Origin of the sequence: Mycobacterium sp. (assembly GCF_050701675.1) — a bacterium.
GTDB lineage: Bacteria > Actinomycetota > Actinomycetes > Mycobacteriales > Mycobacteriaceae > Mycobacterium.
In genome coordinates, this window is the sequence record NZ_JBOGDD010000076.1 from 1 (window position 1) to 4,369 (window position 4,369).

5 protein-coding genes and 1 pseudogene are annotated in these 4,369 nt (G+C 68.4%); all 6 read right to left on the reverse strand.

Features of this window, described 5'->3' with window-relative positions; genetic code table 11:
• Positions 1–497, reverse strand: a 497-nt coding sequence (locus ACRDUX_RS02310) for an ABC transporter ATP-binding protein (RefSeq protein ID WP_526410624.1), incomplete at its 3' end; no start/stop codon positions are given.
• Positions 498–502: 5 nt separating this feature from the next.
• Entirely contained in the window at positions 503–1,360 is an 858-nt protein-coding gene (locus ACRDUX_RS02315; RefSeq protein WP_526410620.1) for an ABC transporter permease, read from the reverse strand.
• Complete coding sequence (locus ACRDUX_RS02320; RefSeq protein WP_526410622.1) at positions 1,357–2,778, reverse strand: ABC transporter substrate-binding protein; 1,422 nt, start codon at positions 2,776–2,778, stop codon at positions 1,357–1,359. Before ACRDUX_RS02320 ends, ACRDUX_RS02315 begins: the two co-directional genes overlap by 4 nt.
• A gap of 12 nt (positions 2,779–2,790) precedes the next feature.
• Complete coding sequence (locus ACRDUX_RS02325; protein ID WP_163919079.1) at positions 2,791–3,018, reverse strand: 4Fe-4S dicluster domain-containing protein; 228 nt, start codon at positions 3,016–3,018, stop codon at positions 2,791–2,793.
• Positions 3,018–3,773 carry a GntR family transcriptional regulator gene (locus ACRDUX_RS02330; protein ID WP_526410626.1) on the reverse strand — a complete coding sequence of 252 codons (756 nt, stop codon included), beginning with the start codon at positions 3,771–3,773 and terminating at the stop codon, positions 3,018–3,020. Before ACRDUX_RS02330 ends, ACRDUX_RS02325 begins: the two co-directional genes overlap by 1 nt.
• Positions 3,774–4,081: 308 nt before the next feature.
• A pseudogene (locus tag ACRDUX_RS02335) lies at positions 4,082–4,369 on the reverse strand (hypothetical protein); the annotation flags it as partial.

Below are 4,369 nucleotides of genomic sequence, written 5' to 3' on the forward strand. Positions count from 1 at the left end.
GCGCGGGTCTGGGTGTCCAGGGCGCCGAAGGGCTCGTCCATCATCACCGCTCTGGGTGCGCCGGCCAGCCCCCTTGCGAGCTGCACGCGTTGGCGCATGCCGCCTGAGAGGCTCTTGGGCAGGTAGCCCTCGAAGCCAGTGAGGCCGACGTCGGCGATCCACTTGCGGGCCTCGTCGCTGCGGCCCTTGCGTGGGCGGCCCGCGAGCTTGAGGGCCAGTTCGACGTTGGATTGCACGGTGCGCCATGGCAACAGCGCGTTGTCCTGAAACACCATCGCACGGTCGCGGGAGGTGGTGACGACCCGGGCACCGTCGCCGAGGATCTCTCCCCCGTCGGGTGGCAGCAGTCCGGCCAGGGCACGCAGCACGGTCGACTTGCCACAGCCGGACGGGCCCGTCAGCACCAGGATCTCGCCGGATCGCACGTCGAGGTCGAGGTGGTCGACGACGGGTGCTCCGCCGTAGCTGAGCACGACGTCGCTGAGCTTCAAACTCATACCGGTCACTGCCCGTTCTCCTCTGCTCGGGGCAGCCAGCGGGTGACGCGTCTGCCGATGAGTTCGACTGCGGCAGAGGTGAGGAACCCGAGCACGCCGATCGTGATGATCCCGACGAAGACCTCGGGGTAGGCCAGCACGGTGTACGCCTGCCAGGTGCGGTAGCCGACGCCGAGACGCCCGGAGATCATCTCGGCGGAGATGACGCATATCCAGGCGACGCCGATGCCGACGGACAGGCCTCCGAAGACGCCGGGGAGGATGCCGGGCAGCACGACCCGGGTGAGCACGTCGGCACGGTTGCCGCCGAGGGTGCGCACGGAGTCCTCCCAGAGGGTCGGGAGCGCGCGGACGGCATGGCGGGTGCTCACCATGATCGGGAAGTACGCGGCGAGGAAGGTGATGAAGACGATCCCGGCCTCGTCGGTGGGGAACAACAGGATCGCGACGGGCACGATCGCGATGGCGGGGATGGGCCGCGCCAGTTCGGTGAGCGGGCCGAGGACGTTCGCGAACGCGCGGGATCGGCCGAGCAGGATGCCGGTGAGGACGCCGGCGACCGCCGCGAGCGCGAACCCGGTCAGGATGCGGATCAGCGACTGACCGAGGTCGAGCCAGTAGTCCTGGGCGCCCAACCGGTGACTGAACGCCGTGACGATCTGGGTGACGGTCGGCAGGGTGTCGAATCGCAGCCAGAGCCGAACGTGGTTGGCGGTCAACACCTGCCACAGGCCGATGGCCGCCGCCACCGAGGCGATGCGCACCAGCCAGGACGGCCAGGCCCGTCGTCGCGGCGCCTTGGGTGTGGTCGCGACGACGACGGCCGGTGCGTCGCTCGTCAGGATCGCAGGCGGGGCGGTCATACCGCACCCGCAAGGGCCTGCTGGTAGTCGACGACCGTCGCGCCGGGGTGCGAGCCGGTGTAGCGCTGAGCGCCCGCGGCGGTATCGAACGGTACGAAGTCGTTGTCGTGCCGAACCCAGACGGACTTGTCGGCGAACCACCTGGTGCCGAACTCGGCATCGGGAACATAAGCGGCGCGGACCTTCTCGCCCTTCGCCGTCGCTTCGCGGATGGCGCGAAGCAGGCAGCCGGGGTTGGCGGCGGGCTGGGTCTCGTCCTGCCCGTCGAGCCAGAGTTCACCGGCCAGCTTGGGGTCGGTCACCGCGACGTTGCAGACGGGGTCCTGACCGCTGAGCAGTGACGGGTTGGCCGCGGACTTGAGGGCGGCGTCGTAGTCCTGGCCGCGTTCGGCGAATGCCTTGCGCAGCGCCTCGTCGGAGACGAACCCGTCGATGTCGAGGTCGGCGAAGTCGCCGATCGACTTCAGGTACGGCACATCGCCTTTGAACGCCTCGACGAGCGAGGGCTTCAAGGTGGTGTCGAACGACGTACCGCCAGGGCCGTTGTAGAGGTACACGACTTCCTGCGGCAGCCCGCTGCCGTCGGCGACGATCTTCGCGGATTCCAGCGGGTGGGCGTTGAGGTACTCGGTGGCGTCGAGCTGAGCCTGAAGGAAGGCGCCGAGCACCTCGGGGTGCTGGCCAGCGTAGTCGCGACGGACGACGACGCCGTGGAAGGTGGGGTAGTCCCCCTCGGCGCCGTCGTAGAGCAGCTTGCCCTTGTTCTGGAAGACCAGCAGGCCGGGCCATGCGACGAACTGCGAGAGTGCCTGCGCCTGACCGGATTCCAATGCGGACGCACCGACCTGGGGTTGTTGGTTGAGTACCTCGACGCCGGCCTTCGGGTCGATGCCCGCCGTGTCGAGGGCGCGGACGAGCGTGCCGTGGCCCGCGGAACCGACACTGGCGGACACCTTCTCGCCCTTGAGGTCGGTGATGGTCCGCGTCGGCGAGTTCGGCGGGACGACGACCATGTTGAGTGCGCCGGTGGGGCTGTATCCGGTGATGGAGACCAGCTCGGTCTTGGCGCGTTCATTGGCTTGGGTCTTGGAGCCGTTGATCAGCAGCGGGTAGTCGCCCATGGAGCCGATGTCGATCTTCTCGGCGACCATCTGCGCGGTGATGGGCGCACCGGTGTCGTAGTCCTGCCACTGCACGTTGTACTTCTTGCCGGAGGACTTCCCGATGTCGGCGAGTCGCTGCTCCAGGAAACCCTTGGCCTTCAACAGGGTTCCCGCGGTGACGGTGTTGATGGTCTTGGACTGGTAGCCGACGACGACGTCGACGGTGTCGGCGGATTGTGCCGTGGAGTCAAGCGAGCAGGCGGCCAGCGAGCTGACGGTGGTGGCGGCCAGTAGAGCGGCGAGTACGCGTTTCACGAGCAGGTCCCCTCAGCGGAGTAAGTAGGGCATGTTGACGGTGACGGCGCCGGTGGGACAGCGGGCCGCACACGGGCCGCAGTACCAACACTCGTCGACGTGCATGAAGGCCTTGCCGTTCTCGGGGTTGATGGCCAGCGAGTCGAGCGGACAGATCTCGACGCAGAGGGTGCAGCCCTCGATGCAGAGCGATTCGTCGATCGTCACTGGCACGTCGACGCGCTGGTTGACCTGGGCCATCATTGTCCCCTAACTAGATTGCCGCGCATGGTGATTCGATCCCCACGCATGCGGATGTATTCGAGGTCGACGGGGCGGCCGTCGTCCAGGTGGGTCAGTCGTTCCAGGAGGAGGACGGGCGCGCCGTCGGGCACCTGCAGGATCGCGGCGGAGTGGGCGTCGGCGGACACGGCCTCGACGGCGAGGTCCGCGGCTCCGAGCCTTTGACCCGTGACCTGTTCGATGAGGGCGAAGACGTCGTTGACCTCGAGGGAGTGCTCGAGGACCTCGTTGCCGACGTCGGGCGTCAGGTAGGTCATGTCGAGGGACAGCGGCAGGTCGCCGAGGTAGCGCAGGCGTTCGATGAACACGACCCCCTCGCCCGGGTTCAGGCGCAGGCGGTTGGCGACCGACGGCGGGGCGGCCACCGTCATGGCGGCGCGGACCTCGTTGCGGATGTCGCCGTAGCCCTTGAAGGTCTCCTTCAGTCCGACGAGCGCGTCGAGGCCGTGGTCGTACTTGCGGATGGCGACGTGGGTGCCGGTGCGGGGGCCGCGGTCGATGAGGCCTTCGTCCTTCAGCGTCGCGAGCGCCTCGCGGACGGTGTTGCGGGAGACGAAGAACTCACCGGCGAGGTCGGCCTCGGACGGTAGCCCGTCGGGATAGCCGCCCGCGTGGATCTGGTGGCGCAACACGTCGGCCACCAGCCGGGCCTGGTCGGCGCGCGGTCGACGGATCGGTGTCGGTGCTGCAGCGTTTTCATCAGCGTTTCCCAAGGCCACGGGTCACCTCCTGGGCTCATGCGTGTGACTGACCTGCTCGCAGACGGTATCGGCGGGTTTCAGGGTGGCCAGGTGGTCGGCATTCCGGGGTTCCCCGGGCTCGACGAATGCGCCGGTCTATTTCGGCGCGGACCTGCCGTTAGTGCGCGGGGTGCGGCCATTGCGCCACCAAGGGCGCGGGAGGTGGGTTTGCAATCGCGGTGAGCGGAATGTGGCTGCGCTGGGCCGTGAGCCGGATACGACTGAAGGCGGGTGTTCGACCGTCGGTCAAACACCCGCCAAGAGGCGTCTTCAGATCCTCGTTAGGCGCAGACGCGCACGAACCCGTACGGCCCGGACACACAGGGCGGGCCGTAGCCGTAGTAGGGCGGGGGTGGGGCCCATCGCGGTCCGCGCCAGCCGTCGTCGCGCCAGTCCCCTCCGTGTCCATGACCGCCGCCGCCGTGGCCGTGGCCCCAGCCGTCCTGGGCCCAGGTGGTCTCCGGTGCCGTCTGCGACGGTGCGGCGTTCGCCACACCCGAGCCGATTCCCAGGGCCGCGAGTCCCAGCGTTCCTGCGACGGCGATGCCACCCGCAATGGTCTTCACATC